At 43.0% G+C, this 26,929-nt stretch carries 25 protein-coding genes and 2 riboswitches; of the genes, 20 read left to right on the top strand and 5 right to left on the bottom strand.

Annotated features, from left to right (window positions below; all coding sequences use genetic code 11):
- Positions 1-10 precede the first annotated feature (10 nt).
- The gene (locus tag M3204_RS06455; RefSeq protein WP_353056056.1) at positions 11-958 is read right to left on the bottom strand and encodes a diacylglycerol/lipid kinase family protein; all 948 of its coding nucleotides are present in this window, start codon (positions 956-958) and stop codon (positions 11-13) included.
- Between the two features lie 164 nt (positions 959-1,122).
- On the opposite strand from M3204_RS06455, the gene M3204_RS06450 reads away from it, so the two are divergent.
- The 14 genes from M3204_RS06450 to M3204_RS06385 all read left to right on the top strand — a co-directional run bounded on the left by M3204_RS06450 (position 1,123) and on the right by M3204_RS06385 (position 15,283).
- Positions 1,123-1,902 (top strand): transporter substrate-binding domain-containing protein, encoded by a 780-nt coding sequence (locus M3204_RS06450; protein ID WP_251479784.1) that lies wholly within the window; start codon positions 1,123-1,125, stop codon positions 1,900-1,902.
- A 34-nt stretch (positions 1,903-1,936) separates the two neighbouring features.
- Positions 1,937-2,602, top strand: a complete 666-nt coding sequence (locus M3204_RS06445; RefSeq protein ID WP_251479781.1) for an amino acid ABC transporter permease — start codon at positions 1,937-1,939, stop codon at positions 2,600-2,602.
- Between the two features lie 28 nt (positions 2,603-2,630).
- Complete coding sequence (locus M3204_RS06440; RefSeq protein ID WP_251479952.1) at positions 2,631-3,359, top strand: amino acid ABC transporter ATP-binding protein; 729 nt, start codon at positions 2,631-2,633, stop codon at positions 3,357-3,359.
- Positions 3,360-3,651: 292 nt separating this feature from the next.
- A riboswitch (cyclic di-AMP (ydaO/yuaA leader) is annotated at positions 3,652-3,794 on the top strand.
- Between the two features lie 182 nt (positions 3,795-3,976).
- On the top strand, positions 3,977-5,317 hold the full coding sequence (locus M3204_RS06435; RefSeq protein ID WP_251479778.1) for a TrkH family potassium uptake protein: 1,341 nt from the start codon (positions 3,977-3,979) through the stop codon (positions 5,315-5,317).
- Between the two features lie 12 nt (positions 5,318-5,329).
- Positions 5,330-5,986, top strand: coding sequence for a potassium channel family protein (locus tag M3204_RS06430; protein WP_251479776.1), 657 nt, complete (start codon positions 5,330-5,332; stop codon positions 5,984-5,986).
- Positions 5,987-6,143: 157 nt separating this feature from the next.
- The gene (locus M3204_RS06425; RefSeq protein WP_251479773.1) at positions 6,144-7,124 is read left to right on the top strand and encodes a BMP family lipoprotein; all 981 of its coding nucleotides are present in this window, start codon (positions 6,144-6,146) and stop codon (positions 7,122-7,124) included.
- A gap of 23 nt (positions 7,125-7,147) precedes the next feature.
- On the top strand, positions 7,148-8,803 hold the full coding sequence (locus M3204_RS06420; RefSeq protein ID WP_251479770.1) for a methyl-accepting chemotaxis protein: 1,656 nt from the start codon (positions 7,148-7,150) through the stop codon (positions 8,801-8,803).
- Between the two features lie 342 nt (positions 8,804-9,145).
- Positions 9,146-9,715, top strand: a complete 570-nt coding sequence (locus tag M3204_RS06415) for a chromate transporter (protein WP_251479768.1) — start codon at positions 9,146-9,148, stop codon at positions 9,713-9,715.
- A gap of 2 nt (positions 9,716-9,717) precedes the next feature.
- Positions 9,718-10,248, top strand: coding sequence for a chromate transporter (locus tag M3204_RS06410; protein WP_251479763.1), 531 nt, complete (start codon positions 9,718-9,720; stop codon positions 10,246-10,248).
- Between the two features lie 395 nt (positions 10,249-10,643).
- Positions 10,644-10,748, top strand: a riboswitch (SAM riboswitch).
- Positions 10,749-10,838: 90 nt separating this feature from the next.
- The gene (locus M3204_RS06405) at positions 10,839-11,852 is read left to right on the top strand and encodes a methionine ABC transporter ATP-binding protein (protein WP_251479761.1); all 1,014 of its coding nucleotides are present in this window, start codon (positions 10,839-10,841) and stop codon (positions 11,850-11,852) included.
- Complete coding sequence (locus tag M3204_RS06400) at positions 11,842-12,507, top strand: methionine ABC transporter permease (protein ID WP_251479949.1); 666 nt, start codon at positions 11,842-11,844, stop codon at positions 12,505-12,507. The genes M3204_RS06405 and M3204_RS06400 overlap by 11 nt, the downstream gene beginning before the upstream one ends.
- A 22-nt stretch (positions 12,508-12,529) precedes the next feature.
- Entirely contained in the window at positions 12,530-13,357 is an 828-nt protein-coding gene (locus tag M3204_RS06395; protein ID WP_251479758.1) for a MetQ/NlpA family ABC transporter substrate-binding protein, read from the top strand.
- 150 nt (positions 13,358-13,507) lie between these two features.
- On the top strand, positions 13,508-14,767 hold the full coding sequence (locus tag M3204_RS06390) for a DUF445 domain-containing protein (protein WP_251479755.1): 1,260 nt from the start codon (positions 13,508-13,510) through the stop codon (positions 14,765-14,767).
- 147 nt (positions 14,768-14,914) lie between these two features.
- Positions 14,915-15,283, top strand: a complete 369-nt coding sequence (locus tag M3204_RS06385; RefSeq protein WP_251479754.1) for a hypothetical protein — start codon at positions 14,915-14,917, stop codon at positions 15,281-15,283.
- A 442-nt stretch (positions 15,284-15,725) separates the two neighbouring features.
- Here M3204_RS06385 and M3204_RS06380 read toward each other — a convergent pair whose 3' ends face one another.
- The 3 genes from M3204_RS06380 to M3204_RS06370 form a co-directional block, all read right to left on the bottom strand.
- The gene (locus M3204_RS06380; protein WP_251479752.1) at positions 15,726-16,502 is read right to left on the bottom strand and encodes a PAS domain-containing protein; all 777 of its coding nucleotides are present in this window, start codon (positions 16,500-16,502) and stop codon (positions 15,726-15,728) included.
- Positions 16,503-16,657: 155 nt separating this feature from the next.
- Positions 16,658-17,164, bottom strand: a complete 507-nt coding sequence (locus M3204_RS06375; RefSeq protein ID WP_251479749.1) for a DoxX family protein — start codon at positions 17,162-17,164, stop codon at positions 16,658-16,660.
- Positions 17,165-17,401: 237 nt separating this feature from the next.
- Complete coding sequence (locus tag M3204_RS06370) at positions 17,402-17,917, bottom strand: DoxX family protein (RefSeq protein ID WP_251479746.1); 516 nt, start codon at positions 17,915-17,917, stop codon at positions 17,402-17,404.
- 217 nt (positions 17,918-18,134) lie between these two features.
- On the opposite strand from M3204_RS06370, the gene M3204_RS06365 reads away from it, so the two are divergent.
- From M3204_RS06365 to M3204_RS06345, 5 genes are all read left to right on the top strand, one after another.
- Positions 18,135-19,322: an MFS transporter gene (locus M3204_RS06365; protein ID WP_251479745.1), complete on the top strand. Its 1,188-nt coding sequence runs from the start codon at positions 18,135-18,137 to the stop codon at positions 19,320-19,322.
- Between the two features lie 219 nt (positions 19,323-19,541).
- Positions 19,542-20,927, top strand: coding sequence for an MBL fold metallo-hydrolase (locus M3204_RS06360; protein WP_251479742.1), 1,386 nt, complete (start codon positions 19,542-19,544; stop codon positions 20,925-20,927).
- A gap of 579 nt (positions 20,928-21,506) precedes the next feature.
- Positions 21,507-22,205, top strand: coding sequence for a winged helix-turn-helix domain-containing protein (locus tag M3204_RS06355; protein ID WP_251479739.1), 699 nt, complete (start codon positions 21,507-21,509; stop codon positions 22,203-22,205).
- Positions 22,195-23,601 (top strand): sensor histidine kinase, encoded by a 1,407-nt coding sequence (locus M3204_RS06350; protein WP_251479946.1) that lies wholly within the window; start codon positions 22,195-22,197, stop codon positions 23,599-23,601. Before M3204_RS06355 ends, M3204_RS06350 begins: the two co-directional genes overlap by 11 nt.
- Positions 23,602-23,661: 60 nt before the next feature.
- Positions 23,662-24,645: a Gfo/Idh/MocA family protein gene (locus M3204_RS06345; RefSeq protein ID WP_251479735.1), complete on the top strand. Its 984-nt coding sequence runs from the start codon at positions 23,662-23,664 to the stop codon at positions 24,643-24,645.
- Positions 24,646-24,750: 105 nt separating this feature from the next.
- Here the strand turns inward: M3204_RS06345 and M3204_RS06340 are convergent, their stop codons facing one another.
- Positions 24,751-25,812 (bottom strand): lactonase family protein, encoded by a 1,062-nt coding sequence (locus M3204_RS06340; protein ID WP_285857068.1) that lies wholly within the window; start codon positions 25,810-25,812, stop codon positions 24,751-24,753.
- Between the two features lie 266 nt (positions 25,813-26,078).
- Here M3204_RS06340 and nadE point away from each other — a divergent pair, with 266 nt between their 5' ends.
- Positions 26,079-26,900 carry an ammonia-dependent NAD(+) synthetase gene (gene nadE / locus M3204_RS06335; protein WP_251479729.1) on the top strand — a complete coding sequence of 274 codons (822 nt, stop codon included), beginning with the start codon at positions 26,079-26,081 and terminating at the stop codon, positions 26,898-26,900.
- Positions 26,901-26,929 lie beyond the last annotated feature (29 nt).

Genomic DNA, 26,929 nt, shown 5'->3' with positions numbered 1-26,929 from the left:
TCTTATGAAGTCACATTCCCACAAATACATCTAAATGGCCTGGAAGGACCTTTGCGTGAAATGGGAGTCGCTGTCCTTCTTCACCGTCAATATTAACCACATGATCCTTTGACGAAGACACATTAAGGAAGGAGGTGCGAATATATTCGACTTCTTCACTTTCCTTCAGTTCACCCTTCAATAGGGAAGGAATGATCGTGGCGATTTTTGGTATGGACATCTTCTTTACGATAAAAACGTGAAACTTTCCATCATTTACGCTTGCATTTGGGGCGAGTGCCTCGAAACCGCCAACCGAATTTGTAAGAGCTGCAAGCAACAAGAAAGAATCCCCCTCCCACTTGCCGTTTTCATGTTCAACTGACAGTTCAATCGAATCGCCGCTAAGGAAGGATTTTGCACCTTCCATAAAATAGGCAAGTGACCCAAACCTTGTCTTTTGATCGGGTGTCACATTATAAGAAGCTTCTGCAATGGATCCAACTGCCAGGACATTCGCAAAATAAGCTGTATCTATCTTTCCGACATCCACGGCTATGGTTTTTCCATCTTCTAAAATCGAAATTGCCTTGTAAGGATCAAGGGGGATTTCAAGTGCGCGGGCAAAATCATTAATTGTCCCTAAAGGAATGATTCCCAAAGCAGGCCGATGTTCCTGTTCAGCAAGGCCATTGATAGCTTCATTAATGGTTCCGTCTCCTCCCATCGCAATGACTGCATCATAAAAAGCTATGCATGCCTCTGTGGCAAAAGCAGCGGCGTCCCCTTCCTTCTCCGTTTTCCTGATATCTATATCATCATATTTTGACTTCAAGGTTTCTTCTATTTTTTCCACATAGTCGTTCGCTTTTTCTTTTCCGGATGATGGATTCATTATGATCATTGCTTTCATTATCGACAACCTCCAACAATTCATTTCGCGAACCTTCAAGCATTTATCAACTCTATTATTTACCATTAATCCATTGCCTATAAACCAGGTAATAGATTGGCATACATATCAGCGCATTCCCATATTTCTCCCGTTAATACAATAACCCCCTTTGAATACAGGATTATAGCTAACGTAAAAAGGGTAGTTACTTAGCAAGCAACTTAAAAGAGAGAGGAGATCATCGGGGAATGCCTAAAAAATGGTTGTTATTCATAGCACTTGTTCTTTCAGCGTTGCTGTTGTCAGCCTGTGCCGAAAAGGAACAGCTTGACGACGGAACTGAACTGATTGACAAGGATGAATTAATATTCACAGCTTCCGGCGAGTTCAAGCCGTTCAGTTACTTAAAGGATGATTTGAAAATGACTGGCTTCGACATTGAAGTAGGGGAAGCAATTGCAAAGGAAATGGGTCTGAAGCCGATCCAGAAAAGAATGAAATTCAAGGGGATTGTTGAAGGGGTGAAAACGGGACGCGCGGATGTCGCGGTTGCCAGCCATACAATTAATCCTCAGCGTAGCAAGCATGTATTATTTTCGACTCCATACTATTATTCTGGTCCTCAGATTTTTGTACGGCCAGACAGCGGCATAGAAACTGTTGAAGATCTAAAAGGGAAGGAAGTCGCAGTAGCAAAAGGGTCGACTTACGCAGACACTGCCTCAAAATATACTACTGACCTTAAAATGTATGACAGCGATATTACTGCGTTAAAGGCTTTGAGCACTGGACGCCATGACGCTGTCATTACAGACTTCGTCACGGGGAAAAGCGCGGCAAAGGAAGGCTTTGATATTGAAGGAAGACAACTGATCGAACGCAGTGAGCAGGCGGTTGTCATTCCGAAGGATAACCCGCAGCTATTAAAAAGAGTAAACGAAGCGCTTGAAAATCTGCGCAAGGATGGAACACTCTCAAAGATCAGCCAAAAGTACTTTGGTGAAGATATAACAACGAATCCTGAATGACATAGAGAATATTACTAGAAGGGATGTAGGAGCATTGCCAAGTATCGGACATTTATTACAAACATTTTTCGACAGCAGCGATCTTTTTATCGATGCTATGCTGCTTACGCTGCAGCTTACAGTTGTGTCAATTTTAGTTGGTATCGTAATCGGTTTGTTTTTTGCACTTTTAAAGATTTCAAATATTAAAGCTTTAGAATGGATTTCAAATACGTACGTTTATTTAGTCAGGGGAACACCTCTGATTGTACAAATCTTCATTTTATATTTCGGGATCAGCGGTATTTTCCTGATTCCTGATTTCTGGGCGGCAGCATTGGCTCTTGCTTTCCATAATGGTGCGTACATCGCGGAAATATTCCGTGGCACGATCCAGTCAGTCGACAAAGGACAGATGGAAGCAGGGCGTTCCCTGGGAATGTCAAAGGCACTGACAATGAGAAGGATCATCTTGCCGCAGGCTTTCCGGCGTTCACTCCCGCCGTTAGGGAATCAATTCATCATCGGCCTTAAGGATTCCTCACTTGCTGCCTTCATTTCGATGAATGAACTTTTCAATGTAGCCACAACACTAGGATCAAACAATTTTGATGAGATGACGTATTTGTTGATCGTAGCATTCTACTACCTAGTGCTTGTAGCAATCCTGACATTGATTGTACGAGCAATAGAAAAGAAATTAGCTGTAAGTGACAGGTAAGGAGGAAAAATTCGTGTATACAAGAGAAATGATTCATATAGAAAACCTAAATAAATCCTTCGGAGACCTCCATGTACTGAAGGATGTGAATGTAACCGTTAAGGAAAGTGATGTAGTCTGCCTTGTCGGCGCCAGCGGTTCTGGTAAAAGCACATTGCTGCGCTGCGTCAATTTTCTGGAGAAAAAGGACAATGGCAAGATCATTATTGAAGGGAAAGAAATTACCCAGGATACTCATGACATCAATGAAGTGCGCCAAAAGGTAGGCATGGTATTCCAGCATTTCAACCTGTTTCCCCATATGACAGTTCTGGAGAATATTATTGAAGCTCCAGTCCATGTGAAAAAGATACCGAAAGATGAGGCAATCAAGGAAGCGAAGGCACTTTTGCAAAAAGTAGGCCTTGATGATAAGGCTGATGTTTATCCGAGCAAGCTGTCAGGAGGGCAGAAGCAAAGGGTGGCGATTGCCCGTGCTCTGGCGATGAAGCCAGATATCATGCTTTTTGATGAACCCACATCAGCACTTGACCCAGAATTGGTAGGCGAAGTACTCTCGACGATGAAAGAACTTGCCGAAGAGGGAATGACTATGGTAGTCGTTACTCATGAAATGGGCTTCGCCCGTGAAGTGGCTGATTGGATCATATATATGGATGAAGGAATCATCGTTGAGAAAGCAAAGCCAGAAGAGTTCTTCACCAATCCAAAAGAAGAACGTACAAAAGAATTCATCCAGACAATAGGTCTTAAATAGGTAAAATAAAGCAGTCCTGCGCAAATGCAGGGCTGCTTTATTGCTATTATAAGGTTATAAAAAAAGGCGAAAAACTGCGATTCAGTGAGATATTAAGTGATTAGCGGGGAATAATCTTTTAAATTAGCCTAAAAAGGTCATTTTTAGCTCTCTTTTCATCCTTTACAACTGGAATGGCAGAGGAGTATGATTACAACAGTTTCAGTAATCTGCTGAAGCAACTGCCCTTTTTAGAAGCTTTTGTATCAATGCAATAAAGCTTTCGAAAAGAGCCTAATTGAATGAGTTTCATATTTCTAAATCGCTGAATCCATTGGAGCGGGGGAACCAACAATTCGTGGAACTTATCCACTAGGGGTGAAGCCTTTAACAAGGCAGGGCTATTCTGAGCCCTAATCCGACAGCTAACTCCGCAAGCGTTGCAGAAGAGGAAGATGAAGCTTGTGTGACTAGTTTGTTCAAAAGTCCACAAGGCTATTATCTTTTAGCCTCTGGGGGCTTTTTTGTTTTGCATGATTTTAAATATGTCGACTATTTTAGAATCCAGTAAAGACAAAGGCCCAGCAAAGAAATATTTGAAGCGTAATGTCTCATACTAAGGAGAGAAGGAATACATCATGCGCAGGAAAATGTTTTTTAGGCTGGACCCTCCTAAAATACTTGTCATTGGTTTTGGGACGATTATCTTGTTGGGTACGCTGCTGCTGTCACTTCCCGCGGCGACAACCGATGGCAAAGGGCTAGGCTGGATGGATGCATTATTCACCGCTACATCCGCAACTTGTGTGACAGGGCTGGTGGTAGTGGATACCGGCGATACGTTCACCAGATTTGGTGAAATGGTCATCCTTTCGATGATCCAGATCGGCGGACTTGGATTCATGAGTTTTGCTACATTGCTTGCGTTCATCCTGGGTAAAAGAATCTCCTTCAAAGAAAGGCTGATTATCCAGGAGTCTTTGAACAATGCGACAGTTGAAGGTGTGGTCAGACTTGTAAAAAGAATTTTGGTCTTTACAGCAGTTATCGAAATTGCTGGAGGAATCCTCTTGTCGCTGAGATTTTCACACGACATGGCTGCTGGAAAAGCTATCTATTATGGCTTTTTCCATGCTGTTTCGAACTTTAACAATGCCGGTTTTGACTTAATGGGGGGCTATCGCGGCCTGACAGCATATGCTGATGATCCTGTCGTCAATATCACACTGATTTCACTGATTAGTTTAGGCGGCATTGGATTCATTGTTATGAATGAGATCTTTGAATTTAGAAGCACAAAGAGAATTTCACTGCACTCAAAAATGGTTTTAGCTGTTTCCGGTATCCTTGTTCTTGGTGGAGCCATTCTTATTTTTATTCTTGAATACAATAATCCCGCTACGTTGAAGCCGATGGGGATGACTGGGAAGATATTTGGGGCGATTTATCAATCTGTCACTCCAAGGACTGCAGGTTCCAATACGATAAGTATTCCCGATATGAAACAGACGACCTTATTTTTAATTATTTTCCTGATGTTTATCGGAGCCTCTCCAGGATCTACTGGAGGCGGGATCAAGACAACAACATTTGCTATACTGATTGGTGCGGTTAAGTCCCAGATCCGCGGCAAAGAAGATGTCGCGTTCTTTGGCAGAAGGCTGGATTACAGCATCATTTCCAAGGCTTTGACAGTGACACTTATCGCGATATTTTTAGTGATTTCGATTACAATGTTGTTGACGATCACAGAACCGGGACATGATTTCCTGATGATATTTTTTGAGGCAGTCTCTGCTTTTTCAACAGTCGGTCTGTCAATGGGATTGACACCTGAACTGTCACCGTATGGGAAAATGTTAATAACAATTACGATGTTTGCGGGCCGGGTTGGTCCGTTGACACTTGCCTTCGCAGTAGCGAAAAAAAGAAAAGAAGATCATTATCGCTATCCTGCTGGAAAAGTGATGATTGGGTAGGAGGATGTTTTTATGGCAAAGCAATACGCAGTAATCGGGATGGGACGCTTTGGTTCAAGTGTAGCAATCTCCCTGTATAATCAAGGGAACGAAGTATTGGCAATCGATAAAAAAGAGCAGTATATTGAAGAATTCAAAGAGCATGTGACCCATGCGGTTATTGGAGATTCTACCGATGAACAAACACTGAAGGCAGTAGGAATCAGGAATTTTGACACCGTAATCGTGGCAATCGGGGATGACATCCAGGCAAGTATCCTGACTGTCCTTATCCTAAAGGAAATGGGTGTCTCAAATGTCGTTGCCAAGGCGCTTAACAAGCACCATGCCCAGGTATTGTTCAAGGTTGGCGCGGACAAAGTCATTTTCCCTGAAAGAGATATGGGGGAAAGAGTTGCCCATCAGCTGATGGCATCTCCTAATGTATTGAATTTCATCGAGCTATCAGATGACTACAGCATCGAAGAAATCAAGCTTCCAATGAGCATGGCAGGCAAGAACTTAATCGAAATTAATTTGCGTGCAAAATACAATATTACGGTAATCGGAGTAAAAACCGGAACAAAGGTTGATATTTCCCCAGATCCGGAGAAAACTTTAAGAGCTGAGGATATCCTGATTGTACTTGGTGAAAATGGTGATTTGAACAGATTTACAAGGGTGAAATAAAAGTATGTCTTGCAGGCTGTCATGGAACAGCCTGTTTTTTTTGATGAAAAAATTAGAAAATTGATAAAAGATAGACTTTAGGAATAACCATTAATAAAAATTTTATAATGACGATGATTTATTTGTGGAATTTTTATAAAGGAGCATGATCATCAAGATGAAACGAATCACAAGTATGCTATTAGTTATATTTTTGCTGTTAGGAACCCTTGCAGGATGCTCATCTAGTGAAAAGTTGCAAAAGGACAGGGTTAAAATTGGCATTATGTTGTCTGACGTCGGACTAGGAGACCAGTCATTTAGTGATGCAGCTTTTGCTGGGCTAGGCAAAGCAAGAGATGAACTGGACATCCTTTTTGACTATAGAGAATTGCAAACAGTAGGCTCGTATGAAAAAGGATTCACCGAGCTTGTTGAAGCTGAGAATGATGTAGTCATTGGCTTAGGCTTCATGGTTCTTGAGGATCTCGAGAAAGTAGCGAAAAAGTATCCTGAGCAGCAATTTATTCTTATAGATTCAGTTTCTGAGCTGGATAATATCACGTCCATCACATTTAAAGAAGAGCAGGGAAGTTTCCTTGCAGGTGCCGTTGCTGGAATGGCTTCTAAATCTAATATTGTAGGTTTTATTGGCGGTGCGGATGTTCCGCTGATTCGTAAATTCAAAGCAGGGTTTGAACAGGGAGTGAAGGCTGTCAACCCGAAGGCAGAGGTGAAAGCAGCCTTTGCTAATGACTTTGGCAATGCCGAGCTTGGAGGGAAAATAGCTTCGGGGATGATCGAAGAAGGAGCGGATGTCCTTTATGCTGCGGCTGGTTTTACCGGTGTGGGCGTACTGAAGGAAGCCCAAGCAAAGAAAAAGTTAGCCATTGGTGTGGACAGTGACCAGTACTATTACGCCGAGAAGGCAATCGTTACATCCATGCTAAAAAATGTCGACGTAGCCCTATATGAAATAGTGAAGGAATTCAAGGAAGATAAAAAACTTTCAGCAAAGCAAATTGAACTCGGCATTAATGAAAATGGGGTAGGGTTGGCTCCAATCAGAGTCATTAAGCTTACGCAAGATCAGGAGAAGAACTTAAAGGACCTGGAAGCAAAAATATCAAGTAATGAAGTGTCGATTCAGCTAGATTAAAAGCTGCTATTGGGGGAGCTACCATGACAATCAAAAAGAAGTTACTGTTAAATTTATTATTGGCTATAGGATTATCCATAGTGATGATTTCCTTCATCATTTACAGGATGCTGATAGTCCAATCATCAAATCAGGATTATGTCCAAGTTTTACTCACTGTGCAAAATCTGCAGGCTGAAACATCGGCTGCCAAGCAATCATTAAGCAATTTCTCTTTCAATCCAACTGACGGGAACAAGCAAGAAGCGATAAGTAAAATGGAGAAAACCTCCGAAATATTCAAGAAGGCAGGCAGCTTGATAGAGGAGCAAGAGAGCCAGAAAGTTTTAAAAAAGGCTTATGATAAATTTACTTTGCTTCAATCTGAAGCAAACCGTGCACTAGATGACAAAGTAAGTGAAGAAGTGAAACGCCAGTCTCTCCGAAGCGACGGAGTGCTAAATGATCTTCACCTGTTGAATATTCAGGTTAATGAACATTATGATTTTTTACAGAGGGACCTGAAAAATCAGATTCAATTTATTATAATAGCCGCCGTATTTGGAAGTATCCTTCTTGTCATCGTTGCAGGGGGCATTGGTATCAGGCTTACCAGCTCGATTACGAAACCGTTGAAGCAGATTGCCATGAACGCCCAGGAAATTGCCAAAGGGAATTTAATGATAGAGAAAGTGCCTTATAAGCATAAAGATGAATTAGGAACTTTAAATGAGTCATTTGACCAGATGGCGTTGCAGTTGACTTCATTGCTGCAAAAAGTAAATTTGGCGAGCAAGGAAGTAGAAGTATTTGCCGAGGAAATTGAGCAGGAAAATTATTCGCTTACGGAAATTTCTAAGCAGGTAGCGGTATCGACTGATGAATTATCAGCAGGCGCACAGACAGTTTCAGAAGACCTGCAGCAATCTGTCCAGCTGATTGACGACATGGATAAGGAAATTATTCTAAACCTGAATCACTCCCAGGAATCCTCACACTTTAGCAGGGAAGCTGTTGAAGCGATTGGTGAAGGAAGGAAAGCGATCGACGAGCAGAAGGTTTTGATTACTGAGAATAAAGAAGCCTCGTACTCAATTCAGGCTGCAACTGATAAGTTTGTTGGTTATGCTGCAAAAATTGAAGATATGGCTACATCCGTTTCGGCTATCGCTGCACAAACCAACTTGTTAGCCCTGAATGCAGCGATTGAAGCAGCAAGGGCAGGGGAAGCGGGAAAAGGTTTTGCAGTGGTTGCTTCAGAAGTGAGGAAGCTTGCAGAAGAATCGAACGTTGCAACCACACAAATTTTTGATATGGTCAACCTGCTCAAGAGTGGTCTTGAAGATATAGCAATGGCAGTAACCAAAGGCGGCAGCATCGCAGATGAGCAAATGGAATCGATGGATTTAACGATGACCACCTTCGAAAACATCGAAATAAAGGTTACGGGCATCTCCAATAAAATCTTACAGCTTGTCCAGGGCATGGAAGCATCTAAAGAACTGGGAGCGAAGGTCCTTCACAATGTTGAATCAATCAGTGCTGTCGTCGAAGAGACAGCTGCTGGAAGCGAAGAAATATCTGCTTCTACTGCCGAACAATTATCAGCATTCGGAAATCTATCTAAAAAAGTTACAGATTTACGGAAGCTGACAAATGAGTTAAATAATTCTGTTTCAGTTTTCAAGTTTAATAGGTAGTAAAGGAAAGTATCATAGTTTTTTAGCTGTGATACTTTTTTATAGTATTTAAGCAAATTAGAAAAAAACTCGTCCTTAATAAAATGAAGTTATCGCCAATATAATTTTGCTCGATAAGATCATTCTTTCGCCAATGAAAATTTTATTAGTAGATTATCAGTTAACTTAACCAAAAAATGAGCATTAAATCATCTGAATCTGGGACTAAAACAAAAAACTAGCCATGCTTGTCTTGTTTTTGTCATGCAGCAATGACCATTTGAGTCTATAATAAGATAATAGAAAATAGGGTTATAGAAAGCGATTGCTTTGGGGCTTAATAACAGAAGAGAAGGTGAAGTATTGAAACAGGCGGATATATTTTTGGCGTTTTTTCGTGTGGGAATCCTTGGCTACGGCGGAGGACCTTCGTCCATTCCACTGGTACATAAGGAAGTTGTCGAAAAATATCAATGGATGGATTCCGATGAATTCAGTGATATCCTGGCGCTCGGAAATGCTTTGCCAGGGCCGATCGCCACGAAAATGGCCGGTTATATCGGCTATCGGGTAGGCGGAATTTTCGGTATGGTCAATGCCTTATTGGCTACGATCGTCCCCACTATCATCCTGATGATTCTCCTGCTGACGGTACTGAATGCATATAAGGATGAACCATGGGTAAATGGGATGGCTGAGGCTGTAGTTCCAGTCGTTGCTGTCATGCTTGCAGTCCTGACTTGGGATTTTATCAAGAAATCGGGCAAGTCGAAACTGGGGTGGGGCTGGACGTTTGTTGCGCTGGCTGGCAGCCTTCTTCTCCTTCAATTCCTGAATGTCCATCCTGCTATCTTAATTTTTGTCTTGCTGGTTGGTGCCCTGTTGAAGAGAGATGCTTCTCCCTCAAAAAGTGAACAAGCTGGAGGGGAATAGTAATGATTTATTTTAAGATTTTCATGGCATTTTTTATTCCCGGCATTTTGGGCTATGGAGGAGGACCAGCCTCAATTCCGTTAATCGAGAATGAAGTTGTTGACCGTTATGAATGGATGACGGTCAATGAATTCAGTGAAGTTCTCGCAATGGGAAACGCTTTGCCAGGCCCGATCGCCACGAAAATGGCAGGCTATATCGGCTATGCCCAGGGTGGAATTGTCGGTGCTGCAGTAGGTATATTTGCCGCAGTAGCTCCTTCACTAATCCTCATGATCGGCTTGCTCGGCCTGCTGATGAAATTCAAAGATTCTCCGCGGGTCAAGAGACTGACGATTGTCGTCCGCCCAGTCATTGCCGTGCTGCTCGGAGTCATGACCTATGACTTCTTTTTCTCCTCCTATGAAGGCGTAGGCCTGATGCAGACAATACTGATCGGAGGCATAAGCTTTGTCCTGATGGAAAAATTGAAAGTGCATCCTGCTTATGTCATCGCAGGAGCACTAGTGTATGGAGCCCTTGTTTTATCTTAATCAGGGGTTTTTCTTAATTTATGGCTGTGTTAAAGCTGAATGTTGATTTTTAAACCCTGTTGATTGTAGTGGAAGGCGCGTAGACTCCTGCGGGCGCTGCTGGTCAGGTGAGACCCCGCAGGAGCAAAGCGACGAGGAGGCTCAGCGCCAGCCCCGCGGAAAGCGAAGCGACTGGAACGAAAATCAACAGCCGTGTTTAACAGAGCTTAATTTATAAGAAACTCTTTAAGGGGAGAATCTAGTTTAATAACCAAATTAAGCTGAATTCAGAAAAAAACTTTCGCTTACTCCTGCAACAATGAAAGCGATACCATTTAAAAAAGTTGGTAAAATGCTTGTTGACAAACAAATCAGAAGGTTTTATGATTTCAATTATCAAAATTAATTTAATAAGTTACTTATCAAGAGAGACCGAGGGATTAGGCCCTATGACGTCCGGCAACCTCCAATTTGGAAAGGTGCCACTTCCTGCAGAATGTTTTCATTCTGAGAGATAAGTCGTATAGATATTTACGATGCCTCTTTCTATGAATGAAAGAGGCATTTTTTATTATATCTAAATTCGTAACCATGAGCTGGAGGTGCAAAGCATGATTGAAGTAAAAAAATTGGTCAAGGTATATGAAACGAAAAAAGGGTCCGTAACCGGTGTTGACCAAGTTTCCTTAAGAGTAGAAAAGGGTGAGATTTATGGAATTGTTGGTTACAGTGGCGCTGGAAAAAGTTCTTTGCTGAGATGTCTTAATCTCCTTGAAAAGCCAACTTCAGGAGAAATTTTGATTGATGGTGTCGAGCTTACTTCGTTAAACAAGAGTGAACTAAGGAAAGCACGATTGAAGATCGGGATGATTTTTCAGCATTTCCATCTCGTGAGCGCCAAGACAGTAAGTGAAAACATCGCGTTTGCTCTGAAGGCTGCAGGAACACCCAAAGCGGAAATAACGGAAAGGGTCCTGGAGCTTCTAAACATGGTAGGACTTTCTGACAAGAAGGATGTTCATCCAGCTCAATTATCAGGGGGACAGAAACAGCGTGTCGGTATTGCGAGGGCACTTGCCAATAATCCATCGGTGCTGTTATGTGATGAAGCTACGTCTGCCCTGGACCCAAGCACAACGAGGTCAATATTGTCTTTACTAAAAAAGATTAATAGAGAACTTGGCATCACGATTGTCCTGATTACGCACGAAATGGAAGTAGTCAAGACCATCTGTGACAGAATGGCTGTCATGCAAAATGGCAAAATCATCGAAGAAGGCAATGTTTATGATCTGTTTGCCAATCCACAGCAGACTCTTACACAAGACTTCGTGAACTCGATCCTTCAGTTCGAACTTCCAGAAAGGCTGCTGGAAAAGCGAGATGGCAAGCTCATTAAGATTTATTTCCAGGGTGAGATTGCCGAGCAAGGTGTGATCTCGGATGTCTTCCAGCGATTCAAGGTAAAAGGAAATATCCTTCACGGAAAAATTGAGTATATTCAAGACATTCCACTAGGGATATTCATTATGGAGGTTTCGGGCGATAAACAAGAGCTTGAACGGGCGATCGCTTATATCGCATCGAGAACGAAAAATCTGGAGGTGATTGATGATGCTGCCTGAAAGTCTGGTTACCTTATTGCCGGAGCTAAACAAAGCGTTTTTTGAGACGGTGTACATGGTCGGGATTTCAATCCTTGTCGCGATCATTGTGGGACTGCCGACAGGTGTACTGCTATTTGTCACAGATAAAGGCTTGTTCCTCGAAAATCAGATTTTTAAAAGTGTTGCAGGATTCATCGTCAATATGATTCGCTCGGTCCCATTTATCATTCTGTTGATTGCACTGCTGCCGCTGGCAAACCTAATCGCGGGGACGACAATCGGGCCGACAGCCGCATCCGTTTCATTATCAGTAGCGGCGATCCCTTTCTTTGCAAGGATCGTAGAGCAAAGCTTCCGAGAAATCGATAAGGGTGTAATTGAGGCAGCCGTAGCGACAGGAGCGACACCCTGGATGATCATAAAAGATGTATTGATTCCCGAAGCACGCTCGGGAATCGTCCAGGGGATAACTATTACGATCATCAGTTTGGTTGCCTATTCTGCAATGGCCGGAATAGTCGGCGGCGGCGGTGTCGGTGACCTGGCAATCCGCTTCGGATATTACAGATACGACAATACAATCATGGTCACGACTGTTATTATCCTGATTTGCCTAGTCCAGTTGATTCAATTCGGCGGGGACAGAATTGCAAGATTAGTAGATAAAAGATAAAAAAATATGGGGGTTAATTAAAATGAAAAAACTATTTTACTCATTATTCTTGTTGTTATCAATCGGACTGCTTGCGGCTTGCGGAAGTGATTCAGCGTCAAATAGCGAAGCAAAGGAAGACAAGAAAGAAGTGACTTTCGGTGCTACTTCCGGTCCTTACAGTGACATGGTTACAAAAGCAATCAAGCCGTTGCTTGAGAAAAAAGGCTATGAAGTGAAGGTAGTCGAATTCAGCGATTACATCCAGCCAAATCTTGCTTTATCTAAAGGCGATCTTGATGCGAACCTTTTCCAGCATAAAGTGTATATGGAGAATTTCGCTAAAGAGCATAAACTCGAGCTATCAGAGGTCATCGTAGTGCCGACCGCGCCTATGGGAATCTATTCAAAGAAATTCAACTCTCTAGATGAAGTAGCAGAGGGGACTGCTATCGCGATTCCGAATGATCCGACAAATGCAGCTCGTGCTTTCCTTATCCTTGAGGACGCTGGCTTAGTAAAGCTGGATCCTAATGCTGATCCACTTACTGTTTCTGAGAAGGATGTAAAAGAAAATGAAAAAAAACTGCAATTCAAGCCAATTGAAGCAGCGCAGCTTCCAAGAGCAGTAGACAGTGTCGACCTTTCTGCTGTTCCAGGTAACTTTGCACTTGCCGCGAAGATGGACCTGCTTGATGCCCTTCAGCTCGAAAACATGCCAGACCAGTACCGCAATCGCGTGGTCATCAATACAAAAGATGAAAGCGCGCAATTTGCAAAAGATATTAAAGAGGTTGTAGAATCCGATGAATTTCAAAAAATAATCGATGAAGAATTCAAAGGCTTCGGAAAGCCAGAGTGGATGAAATAAGATGGAAATCAAGTTCCAGGAGAGCGTATCTCCTGGGACTTTTCTTTTTTATAGCTTTACTCCCTGTAAATTGGTTAATATATTAAAAGAGATTCCTTTTTTTCCATGCCACAGGAATGAGGACAAACAAACAGTATCAGAGGGAGAATTATGAATAAACGAGATAAGAGATCTAGACATCTGGCAGCCATTTCACTAGCTATTATGGGAGCTGGCTTTATTGCGACGATTCCATTTCAGGACTCGCTGATCGGCAAACTGCTGATGGGAGGTTTTGAAGCTGGATTGGTGGGTGGACTTGCAGACTGGTTTGCCGTCACGGCACTGTTCAGGCATCCGCTTGGCATCCCAATCCCACATACCGCGCTCCTGCCTAAAAATCGTGATAAGGTGACACGCGCGTTAATCAATATGCTTGAGAATGATTGGCTTACGAAAGAAAGCATCATGGATAAATTCAAGCAGATTCATATATTGGATAAGATTTTTGAAACAGTTGAAAAGGAATTGCACTCAGAATCTGTAAAAAAGAGCATTCAGTCTTTCAGCCTTGAAGTTATCAGGAAAGTAGAAGTTGAAAAATTCGCTCCGTCCATTGAACAAGAAATCAAAGGCTTCCTCCTTTCAGCAGACACTTCCGTGTTCCTTCAAAAAGCCTCAAGCCATGTATTAGCGAAGGAATATGATGAAGCGGCTTTTAACTATGTCCTGACAGAGACTGAAAAATGGGCTGCAAAGGATGAAGCAAAAATGGTTCTCGGCAAACTGGGCAAGCAGGCAATCGAAACTACACAAGCCGACGGGCTTTTAAAATTTGCGATTCAATCCTTCAGCAATATGATCACTGAAGAAAAAATCGGCAATATGCTGCAGTCTTTCATTTTAAAACGAATGAACAATCTTAAGAAAAGCGATAATCAATACAGGCATATGATTCTTGAAAAGGTACGCAAAGAGCTCGGAGGCATAAGTGAACGGGAAGCATTGATGCTCGAAATCCAGAGTTGGAAAAATAAAATGGTCGATGATATGGACTTGTCTGGACAAATCAAGGGTGTCCTGGCAAAGGCAAAGGATCGTGCCATCGAGTTCATTGAAAAAGACAGCTTTGTGGATGACTCGGTGATTCCAATCGTGAAAAAATTCATCAACGAAATTAAGCAAGACGATGAAAAAGTTGCAGCAATCGAGAGCTGGCTCCATGCTAAGATTGCAGGGTTAATTGAAAGAAACCATTCCAAGATCGGCAAGCTTGTGAGGGAAAACCTAGACAAGCTCGATACCGAAACGCTAATCGATATGATGGAAAACAATATCGGAAAAGATCTGCAGTGGATCCGGGTCAACGGAGCAGTTTGCGGCTTCCTGATTGGAATTGGACTGACGATTTTCAAGCTTGTCGTTATGTAAATACTTCGGGGAAAGATCAATCTGCATTGCAGGTTGGTCTTTTTTTAAAATTAAGCTTTGAACAATGTTGATTTAAGCACATGTTGATTGGAGCGAAAATCAACAGACTAGTTTTACAGAACCAAAAATTAAGTAGGAGGGAGAGTCATGATTAAAAGAAAAATATTGCTCAAAGTAGTCTTATTCATTGCCGTTGCTTGCTTTGTAACTCTGTATTGGGCTTATAATTACAAAATTGTTTCAGGCATGTATGAGAAATTAACAATTACCACCATGGGTAAGACTACAGTTACGATTGAGAATCAATCACAAATCACAAGAATCATCTCAGAGATCAATGAAAGCCCGAGATCATTCAGCTTTAATAACGGATTTACATACGATTATTTGCCACATGGCATGTTAACCTTTGAAAATGATACTGAAAAAGTCCAAATAGGATTCTTAATCAAAAATGGGAATACAATTACAAAATACTGGGAGATAGACACTGATTTTAAGTTTGGGACTCACTGATGAACAGGTAGCAGAGAGTCTGCATTACCCCGAATGAGCTGAGAGAAGGAAAAACGGTAAGAGCAGAGAGCCTGCATTACCCCAAATGAGCTGAGAGAAGGAAAAACGGTAAGAGCAGCGAGTTTGCATTACTCCACATGAGCTGAGAGAAGGAAAAACGGTAAGAGCAGAGAGTCTGCATTACCCCGAATGAGCTGAGAGAAGGAAAAACGGTAAGAGCAGCAAGTTTGCATTACCCCAAATGAGCTGAGAGAAGGAAAAACGGTAAGAGCAGAGAGCCTGCATTACCCCGAATGAGCTGAGAGAAGGAAAAACGGTAAAAGCAGCGAGCCTGCATTACCCCAAATGAGCTGAGAGAAGGAAAAACGGTAAAAGCGTAATACGTAAACCCCATAAAACAAGAAAAGACTTGGTTATTACAACCCAAGTCTTGTTAACTCTCTTATAATTCGTTTTTGACAAGCTCATACCCTGTTTCTTTCCACACATAACGAATGCCATGGACAAAAGAGTTGAATGTTGGAACGTCAACGCGCAATCCATCGAGTACAATCGACTTGGCCATTTCGGGACGGATTCCTACATAAATAGACTGCACTCCCATAAGTTTAAGCGCATTGACTACCTTCTGCAGGCGGAATGCAATAGAGGCATCAAGTTCATGGGACACACCGGTAAAATCAAAAATGACAAATTCATTTCCGTGTTCTCCACAATATAATGAAATTTTTTCTTCCAGGAGTGTTAGTCTGTCTTCAGTCAATTTGCCCATAACTGGAATAAGAACGGCTGAGTCGACTGATAATGGGATTACCGGCATGTCCAGGATCTGAAGTTGTTTCCTGTTTTCCTCCAGGGTTTCCTCAAAATCGGTAACATCCTTCCAGGTAAGGACGTATCCATTATTTTCGCCATCACCGTTTTTTAAGTGATTAACTGAAATGTCAGCGGAAAATTTATTGAACAATATGATACTTGCTTTGAGAGGGAAATTTCCACTGGACAGGTTTTCCTTTTTGAGGCTGCCATGAAGTTCTCCCATATTCTGTCCCAGAAAATCCTCAGGATCATTGATTCCAACATAAGGTCCGATTTGAGCCAATAGTTGTTTTGCAGAATCATTTATAAAAACAATTTTGTACTCTTCATCTGCTATTAAGATATTTTCATTGATTTTATTCAAAATCTGGACGGTATCGATAGCATCGATCTTATACAAAGGAATCGCTCCAATTCAAGTTCGCGTATTATGTAAAATTATAGACGAGTTTCCAGGTATAAACAACAATATCGATAATCCGAGCAAAAAAGTAACCCCATCGCCATTATATTTGGGGATGGGGTTTCATCATTGTGTTATTTAAAGGTGAAATTTCACTTACTGTCTGGTGCTGTTTGTCTGAAAATAGTTTTCCGGATAAAAGGAATCACCCAGCGGTCTAAACCATATCTTCCTGCGTTATAGCCAGCGAACAGGATGATGAAGCCGAAGAAGATGTCCGTTGGATTGTGGGATACTGTACCGGCAAGGAAGAAGGAGAAGTTCATCACCAAGCCGAAAAACATTGCGGCTGTTGTCAGACATCCGAGGATGAGACCCAAACCAACAAGGAATTCGCCAACAGGTACGATAAAGTTGAAAAGCTCGATGTTCGGCAGGGCAAAGTTTTCAAGGAAAGATACATACCAGCTATAAACCATGTTTCCATCAGGACCTTTTACCGGATTAGCAATTGCATTTTTCAAATATCCAGTGGCGTCGAAGCCATCTCCAGTCATTTTCCCCCATCCAGCGGTCATCCAGTTATAACCTAGCCATATACGTAAAAATGTCAAAAGTCCAGCAGCAACATTGTTTTCTCTTAACCAATTTGCGAACATATAAATCGCATCCCTTCAAGAATGAGTAATTATTGATTACACTATAATATATTTGCTTACCTTATTTTTAATGATGGCTGGAGAGCGCAGTTCACAAATTAGCCAAAACATATTTACAGGATTTTGAACAATAGAAGAACTTGGAATCAAAATTCATAGGTTCATAGAATGCATTCCTTAAAAGTAAGCAGCAAAAAAGAGCCTGGTTTGGCCAGGCTCTTTTAGAAGCGAGAGTAGTTACACAGCTTTATGTGCAGCTTCAGTTTCCCTTTTCAATGCAGCTTTGCGGATGAACGGCACTACCCAGCGGTCTAAACCGTATTTTCCTGCATTGTAGCCAGCGAACAGGATAATAAAGCCGAAGAAGATGTCAGTTGGGTTATGAGATACAGTTCCGGCAAGGAAGAAACTGAAGTTCATCACTAAGCCGAAGAACATCGCAGCAGTTGTCAGTGCACCAAGGATCAAACCAAGACCGATCAAGAATTCACCAAGGGGAACGATAAAGTTGAAGAGATCGACGTTTGGGATCGCAAAGTTTTCCAGGAAGTTCACATACCATCCGTAGACCATGTTTCCGTCTGGACCCTTTACCGGATTCGCAACGGCATTTTTCAAATAGCCAGAAGCGTCGAACCCTTCACCAGTCAGTTTACCCCATCCAGCAGTCATCCAGTTATATCCAAGCCAAACCCTAATCACAGTCAACAGGCCAGCAGCAATATTGTTTTCTCTTAACCATTTCGCGAACATATAAATCGCTTCCCTTCAAAAATAAGTAATTATTGATTACACTTACAATATATCAGAAACCGAAATATAAATGATGGGTATGTGAAAGTATTCACAAAAAAGAAACAACAAAATGACAGAATTTTGAACATGTGATTGTAAAAGAGGTAAAAACCCCTATGCCATAATCTTTCATTATGCCTATTAGAGAAATAGAGTTCAGAAAGGAAGGATATAGATGGAACATCAATCAGGAGTCCCACAACAAAAACCGGGCACTGAAAAAATATGGAGCAAGGATTTTAAGCTCATTTTTCTCGCCAACTTCTTTATCTTTCTAGGATTTCAAATGACATTGCCGACAATTCCCCTGTTCGTGGAGCACTTGGGAGGAAATGACCAATTAATTGGATTCGTCGTTGGGATCTTCACCTTTTCAGCCTTGCTGGTTCGGCCGTTTGCGGGACGCATGCTAGAAACAAAGGGAAGAGGATTCATATACCTAACCGGCCTGGCGATCTTTGTTTTATCTGTAGGTACTTTTGGCTTTGCAATGGGAATAACCTTCTTGTTTTTGATGAGGGTTGTCCAGGGAGTGGGCTGGGGATTCTCAACTACAGCATCAGGCACAATCGCCACCGATTTGATACCTGAACGGCGCCGTGGAGAAGGAATGGGGTACTTTGGGCTATCCGGTAACATTGCTCTGGCTTTTGGCCCCACGCTTGGCCTTGCTCTGGCAGAAGTAATCACGTTTAAGCAGCTATTCTTATTTAGTGCTTTGCTGGGTTTGACGGCCTTTCTTTCAGCTTCAAGAATCACTTATAAACAAGTTGAGAAAAGCGAAAAGGAATTGGAACGGCGCAAATGGGATGTCTATGAAAAAACGGCGTTGCAGCCATCCTTATTATTATTATTCATTACCATTACCTTTGGCGGGATTGCGTCATTTCTCCCGCTTTATACAGCACAGAAGGGCATCAGCGGAATCCATTGGTACTTCTTCATTTTTGCGATAACCCTCATGTTGTCCCGGTCATTTGCGGGCAAGCTCTATGATAAAAAAGGACACGGAGCGATCTTCATTCCTGGCGCAGTTTTAATCATGGCGGCCATGATCTTGCTGGCATGGCTTCCAGGCAGCCTTGTCATGTTCATTGCTGCCGGTTTGTATGGATTTGGGTTTGGCTCAGTTCAACCGGCTCTGCAGGCATGGGCAGTTAAGGATGCTCCCATGAACCGCAAAGGCATGGCAAATGCAACATTCTTTTCCTTCTTTGATTTAGGTGTAGGAATCGGGGCCATGGCTTTTGGCCAAATTGGACATATGTTTGGATATGGCAGCATTTATATTGCATCTGCGCTGTCTGTTTCTGTTTCGATCCTCCTTTATATGTATATGGTCAAAAAACCGTTGGTTAATTAGATGGCCGAGCCTGTTCCAAAATTGGAGCAGGTATTTTTATTTGTAAGGTTAAATTTAACAGAGTAATATACACTTATAGGTATAAAATGGATGGTATTTGAGACATCGCCCTCGCCTGGCAATTTTTAAGACTTTTAAAATATATGGTGCGGGGTATAGAAGAAGTAGACTTGCAAATAGTATCTATACAATAGCTATGAAAATGGAGGAGGAATTTAAATGTATTTCAAGTCTTTTTTTGATGAACAGCTAGCCCATATGTCTTATTTGATCGGCTGCCAGAGAACTGGCGAGGCGATTGTAGTCGATCCGGCAAGGAATATTCAGCCTTATCTTGATGTTGCGAAAAAGGAAGGCTTGAAAATTTCTGGTGCAACCGAAACTCATATACATGCAGATTATCTTTCGGGAGCCAGGGAGCTTGCCCATCACCATGGCGCGAAGCTTTACGTTTCAGATGAAGGCGACAAGGACTGGAAGTATGAATATGTCGATCAATATGAGCATGAGCTGCTTACCGATGGTTCGACTTTTAACATAGGGAATGTTTATTTTGAAGTTCTTCACACGCCTGGCCATACTCCGGAAAGCATTTCCTTCCTGCTTACGGACAAGGGAGGCGGAGCCAATGAGCCGATGGGGATCTTCACAGGTGACTTCTTGTTCGTAGGAGATGTGGGCCGTCCAGATCTTCTGGAAAAAGCGGCAGGAATTAAGGATACGTCCGAATCAGGGGCGCGGCAGATGTTCGAATCGCTCCGCAAGGTCGAAGAACTGTCAGACTTTCTGCAGGTCTGGCCGGCCCACGGTGCCGGCAGCGCGTGCGGAAAGTCACTCGGAGCAGTCCCGATGTCGACCTTAGGGTATGAGAAGAAATTCAACTGGGCTTTCCAAATCAAAGAAGAGGATAAGTTCGTTGATGAATTACTGGCAGGGCAGCCTGAGCCTCCGAAGTATTTTGCCCAGATGAAAAAGCTGAATAAAACAGGCCCTGAATTGCTTCGCCGTGAAGAAACGCCTCAAGTTTCTTTATCGGATGCCAGCAATGCAGTGGTTGTTGATTCACGCCCGGCAAAGGAATTCGCGGATGGCCATGCAGAAGGCACCATCAACATTCCATACAATAAATCATTCACAAACTGGGCAGGCTGGCTATTAAGCTACGACCAGGATATTGTCGTGATTGCCGATCCTGAGAAGCTGGCTGACGTGAAAAAATCGCTGCAGTCAATCGGGCTAGACCAGGTAACCGGCTACATTAACCCAAAAGAAATCGGCCAAAACCTGGAAGAATATAAGAATGTCACGGCCAGCAAGGCGAAAGAACTGATGGAGGATGACAACTACTTCGTCATCGACGTCCGCAACCAGAGCGAATGGGACAGCGGCCATATCCCAGGCGCCCATCATATGATGCTTGGAAATCTGACCGACAAACTTGACGAGATTCCAAAGGACAAGAAAATCATCGCTCACTGCCAGTCCGGCGCACGCTCAGCAATCGGAACAAGCCTGCTGCTGAAAAACGGCTTCAAAGATGTACTCAACCTCGAAGGCGGCTTCTCCGCCTGGGAAGAAGAAGGACTGCCTGTTAAAAAAGATTAAATTATTGAGCCAGCTCAGCCAATGAGCTGGCTTTGTTGTGATTTCACAAGAGTTTATTGGCGCCCATATTTGAGAGAATGCGAGAAAGGAGGTCACTAATGGGCCGTATTGGCGCCCGTTTTTAGGAGTTAGCGGGAAAAGAGGTCACCAATGAGCCGTATTGGCTCCCTTTTTTGAAAGAACATGAGAAAAGAGGTCACCAATGGGCCGTATTGGCGCCCGTTTTTGAGAGAACATGAGAAAAGAGGTCACCAATGAGCCGTATTGGCGTCCATTTTTGAAAGAACATGAGAAAAGAGGTCACCAATGGGCCGTATTGGCGCCCGTTTTTAGGAGATTGCGAGAAAAGAGGTCACCAATAATCCGTATAGGTGCCCATATTTGAGAGAATGCGAGAATACATGTAACCAATAATACGGAGCTGCGCTGCAAAGAGGTGGCCAATGCCGCTTTCATCAAATCATGACCAAACTATGACCAAATCATTAATTAATCTGTAACAATGGCCTAATCAGTTGATTCTGTTTCATGGGAGCTTTATTTTATATATAACAGATATCGGAATTAGAGGGGATAGCCGTGAGAATATTAGTCATTGAGGATAATGAAAGTGTCTGTGCGATGATCGAGATGTTCTTTTCGAAGGAAGGAATCGAAGGGGAATTCGAAAATGACGGCCTGAAAGGATACACTGCTTATAGAAATGGCAGCTGGGATTTGCTGATCGTCGACTGGATGCTTCCTGGAATGGATGGGGTTACGCTTTGCAGAAAAATCAGACAGGAAGGAAGCGATGTTCCGATTATCATGCTGACGGCGAAGGACAGTGAGTCTGATCAGGTTCTTGGGCTGGAGATGGGCGCGGATGATTATGTGACAAAGCCGTTCAGTCCACTTGCCTTGATGGCAAGAATCAAAGCTGTTGCCCGCCGCTATCAAAAGCATAAGCCTGAAGAAAAAGGTGAAATCGGTACAAGCCTCCTGAAAATCAATAAGGAAACGCGCGAAGTGATGTTCGATGGGAAATCGATCACTAATCTGACGCCAAAAGAATTTGACCTGCTGCTGTTTTTCGGCCAGCATCCTCGCCAGGTTTTTACGAGGGAACAGCTGCTTGAACGTGTATGGGGGTACCAATACTATGGTGATGAGCGGACGGTCGATGTCCATATCAAGCGGCTAAGGAAGAAGCTTGGTTCTCCTGAACAGCCACTGTTCCATACGGTTTGGGGCGTAGGTTATAAATTTGATGAATCGGTTGATGGGAATGAAGGTTAAATATATTTACCAGCAATTCATCAGTCATATCAGTATTATCATTGTGGCTTTTCTGATTCTCAGTCTTGTGTTCACCCAGTATGTTGAGACACTCGTCTATAAAAACAAGACAGAGGAGCTCATTTCATACGGAGAAAATATCCTGAGGGATCTTGACCGGGGAAGTGAACGTCCTGACCAGGTTATTAACCAATATGCACGTGTTCTGTTTGGACGGGACATCCAATTCAGCGTGTTTGATGAAAATATCCAGCTGCTGAACCCAATCAGATGGAGGGGTCCGGCAATTGAATTCACCGAAAAGGAATGGAGAAAGCTCACGAACGGTGAACCAATTGTCATGAAATATGATCTCGAACGATATGACAGAGCGGTAACCCTTGTGGCATTGCCATATTTAGACCAGGGTCGCTTCGTTGGCGGTATCCTGCTCACTTCGCCGATTAGCGGTACCCGGGAGATGATTGGCGAAATAAATAAGTATCTTTTCTATACTGTTCTTATCGCGCTTGCCGTCTCATTCCTGTTGAGCTGGGTGCTGTCACGCATCCATGTCAAAAGAATCAAAAAGCTGCAGGAAGCGACATCGATGGTTTCAGCAGGCGATTATACGGTAAAAGTTCCGCCCTCGGATTTTGATGAAATTGGCGAATTGGCGAATGATTTTAACAGCATGGTCAGCAAGCTTAATGAATCGAAGTCTGAAATCGAAAGCCTTGAATACCGCCGCCGCCAGTTCATGTCGGATGTCTCCCATGAATTGCGGACTCCGCTTACGACGATCAGCGGGGTGATCGAAGGGCTGAAAAATGATATGATTCCAGAGGCTGAAAAAGAAAGGGGCATCCATCTCGTCAGCCAGGAAACAAAGCGCCTGATCAGGCTTGTGAATGAGAATCTTGATTATGATAAAATCCGCTCAAATCAGGTGCAGCTTTTTAAAGAAGATATAGATCTGCTTGAGGTGCTTGAAATCATCAAAGACCAGCTGGAGTTGCAGGCGGAAGAGCGTAATAATCAAATTGAAATTACAGCTGAAGGAACTGCGATGGTGCATGCTGATTATGACCGGCTCGTCCAGATTCTGATCAATATCACGAAAAACAGCATCCAGTTTACCGAAAACGGAACGATTTGGCTCCGCGGAAAATTGGACGGCAACAAAACGTTGATTGAAATTGAGGACACTGGGATTGGGATTGAATCAGAGGAGATCGAAAAGATTTGGCATCGCTTTTACAAAGCGGACATCTCAAGGACGAGCAACCCGTTTGGCGAGTTCGGGCTCGGCTTGTCCATTGTCAAACAGCTGGTACAGATGCATGACGGAAAAATTCATGTGGAAAGCGAACACGGAAAAGGGACAAAGTTTGTGATTGAACTCCCATTCCGATAATATAAAAAAGTAAGCTGCAGGCATCGCCTTCAGCTTTTGCAATTTGAAAGGATGAGAAAGATGGTACGTTTCGGAGTAGTAGGAACCAATTGGATTACAGAATCATTTATTAACGGCGCATGCAATCATAAGGATTTCCAGCTGACTGCAGTTTATTCGCGTACAGAGGAGAGCGCTGCAGCGTTCGCGGATAAATTCGATGTGAGCTCCACTTTTACTGATCTGGAGGAAATGGCGAAGAGCGACGTGATAGATGCAGTATATATCGCCAGCCCAATCTCACTGCATGCCCGTCAGGCATTAACGTTCATGGAAAACGGCAAGCATGTCCTGTGCGAAAAGGCGATTGCATCCAATAGCGATGAATTAGCCAGCATGATCAAGGCGGCTAAAGAAAACGATGTCGTTTTAATGGAGGCATTAAAATCAACATTGATGGCCAACTTCAAGGCTGTCCAGGAAAACCTGCATAAAATCGGCACGATCAGGAGGTACTTCGCAAGCTATTGCCAGTATTCCTCACGCTATGACAAGTATAAACAGGGAACGGTGCTGAATGCCTTCAATCCTGAGTTTTCAGCAGGTTCGTTGATGGATATCGGCATTTACTGCGTCTATCCGCTCGTTGTCTTGTTTGGAGAACCGAAGTCAGTCCAGGCGAACGGTTATGTGCTTGAATCAGGAGTGGACGGAGAAGGAAGCCTGTTATTAAAATACGATGGCATGGATGCTGTCATCATGTTCTCGAAAATCACCGATTCTACACTGCCATCTGAAATCCATGGCGAGGATGGCAACATCAGGATTGATAAAATCAGCAGTCCAGAAAAAGTGGATATCATTTATCGTGACGGCAGGACAGAAGACATTTCGCGTGAACAGCTTGCAGACAATATGTTTTATGAAGCTGAAGAGTTCATCTCTTTGATCCAGCAAGGAAAGAAGGAATCAGTGAACAACTCACTTGAAAACTCGAGAATTACAATGAAAATCCTTGATGAAGCAAGAAGGCAAATGGGAGTCAGGTTCCCGAGCGACAAATAAAGATAGGGCAGATACTTCTGAAGTATCTGCCCTATCTTTATTTTCATTTGGGTTAATTAAATTTTTGATTCATTAAAAGTAGTTTTTTTAACTTTATTTATAAAATTAGTAATTTAAAAACTTCACGCACACTGGGTCTGGGACCTTCACATCAGATTGCAGCAAGGTCAGCTTCCCTGTTTCCTCATCACGGGAATAGAGTGCGACGTTGCTGGAATTCTGGTTTGTGGCAATCAGGAATTTCTCGTTTGGATCCAGTACAAAATCCCTTGGCCAGTTGCCCTCGGTTGATGTGTGTTCGATAAATGAAAGCTTGAAGCTTTCGGAATCCACCTTGAAGATGGCGATGCTGTCATGGCCGCGGTTGGCTGCATAAACGAATTTTCCATCAGAAGAGATGTGGATGGCGCTTCCCTGATTGTTCTCTGTGAAATCGCCAGGCAGTGTAGAAATAGCTTGAAGCTGTTCGAAGCTTCCATCTTCGGATTGGTATTTCAAAACGAGAACCTCAGAGCTGAATTCAGTCATCAAATAGGCTATCTTGTTATTCGGATGGAAAACTAGATGCCTTGGACCGCTTCCCGGCGCTATGTGCAATATACTCTTTTCGATTAATTGCCCGTTATCGAGTGAATAGGTAAGCAGCTGGTCGATGCCGAGGTCGATGACTGCTGCGTATTTTCCATCAGGAGTAAAACCTGCATAATGGGTATGGGCTTTTTCCTGACGCTCATCAGGCCCTGAACCTTCGTGGACGACGCTTGATAACACTGTCTCGATACTGCCGCTTTCTCGGTCAAGCAAATAAGAATCTGCAGAGCCTTTATGATAGTTAGCCGATAGCAGCATGCTGTTTTCCTTATTCACGCTGACATGGCATGGCGACGCACCTTCGGCAAGCTGAGTATTAATCAATGAAAGGCTGCCGAATTCAGAAATATTAAACCCTGCAACTCCGCCTAAACCACCTTCCTTTCCAACCGCATAAAGAAAGCGATTATCATCACTGATAGCCAGGTAGGTTGGATTCTCAAGCGAAGCAGCTGCTTTCACATCAATGATTTTCCTATTTGCGGCATCAAGGGTAAAAGAATAGATCCCCTCGCTTTCGCCTTTTGTATATGTACCAAAATAGCCTGTGAATTTTTCATGAGTTGTCATCCGCAAAGCCTCCAATATGATTTAGCAATTTAATGTTTTAGTCTAGTAATAGTCTAGCAAAAAAGTGCACAAGGACAAAATGTTCTGAACGGTGGTGTAATAAGAAAAATTTCCGGAAACTGTTATGTCTTTAAACGGCGGACGTTTAATTTTTCAATAAAACGGTATAGTTAAAGATGGGATGTTATATTTCCTGACTAAAATCTAGACATTAAACTTTAGAAGGGCTATGCTCTTTTATAAATAGTTTATTGTGACTTAGGAGGTTTAAAATGAGCTTGCAAAAACAGATAATCGAAGCATTGCATGTACGGCCGCAAATCAATCCCCAAGAGGAAATCAGAAAGCGGATCGATTTCTTGAAGGAATATATGTATGCATCTAAGGCCAAAGGATTCGTACTTGGAATCAGCGGCGGTCAGGACTCCACACTTGCAGGAAGGCTGGCTCAGCTGGCTGCGCAAGAACTTCGCTCTGAAGGTTCGCAGGCCAAATTCGTGGCAGTGAGACTTCCATATGCTGTCCAAAAGGATGAAGACGATGCACAGCGAGCGCTGAATTTTATCCAGCCTGATAAAACGCTCACTTTCAACATCCAGCCTGCAGTCGATACGTTCAATACTCAATTTGAAGAAGCGATTGGCGAACGGATGACTGATTTTAATAAAGGAAATGCAAAGGCAAGAATGAGGATGATTACCCAATATGCAATTGCCGGGCAGGAGGGCTTGCTGGTGATCGGTACAGATCATGCTGCAGAAGCGGTAACAGGATTCTTCACAAAATATGGGGATGGCGGTGCAGACTTGCTTCCGCTGACTGGCCTGAATAAGAGACAAGGCAGGGAATTACTCAAAGCCTTGAACGCGGAACCTAGGTTATACCTGAAAGAACCGACAGCCGACCTTCTCGACAATAAACCGCTTCAGGCCGACGAGACTGAGCTTGGAGTGAGCTATGAAGCAATCGATGATTACCTCGAAGGGAAGCAGATCGCAGAAGCGGATGCTGCGAAGATAGAAGGAAGATACCTTGCCTCAGAACACAAGCGGCATGTACCTGCATCCATGTTTGATTCCTGGTGGGAAAAATAAAATGAAAGCCTGGCTGATCTCGCTTCAGC

The organism is Mesobacillus subterraneus (assembly GCF_023715485.1).
GTDB lineage: Bacteria > Bacillota > Bacilli > Bacillales > Cytobacillaceae > Mesobacillus > Mesobacillus subterraneus_B.
This window is presented reverse-complemented; position numbering and strand designations above follow the sequence as displayed.